We start from the raw sequence: 298 nt of genomic DNA on the forward strand, positions 1-298 counted from the left end.
TGCGGGCGCAGGTCGCCGCGCTGGCCGCGTCCGGGGCGCCGGTGCACGCCGAGTGCGGCGGGCTGCTGTACCTGTGCCGCGACCTCGACGGGACGCCCATGTGCGGGGTCCTCGACGCGTCGGCGGGGATGACCCCGCGGCTCACGCTCGGCTACCGCGACGCGGTCGCGGTGTCGGCGTCGCCACTGTTCGCGGCGGGCGAGCGGGCCGGGGCGCATGAGTTCCACCGGTGCGCGGTCACCCCGCGGGCCGGGGCCGCCCCCGCCTGGGCGTGGCGCGGCGGCGAGCCGGAGGGCTA

At 80.2% G+C, this 298-nt stretch carries 1 pseudogene; it reads left to right on the plus strand.

Annotated features, from left to right (window positions below):
- Positions 1-298 (plus strand): annotated as a pseudogene (locus GTW08_RS16975) (cobyrinate a,c-diamide synthase); the annotation flags it as partial.

The organism is Pseudonocardia sp. SID8383 (assembly GCF_009864975.1).
GTDB classification, from domain to species: domain Bacteria; phylum Actinomycetota; class Actinomycetes; order Mycobacteriales; family Pseudonocardiaceae; genus Pseudonocardia; species Pseudonocardia alni.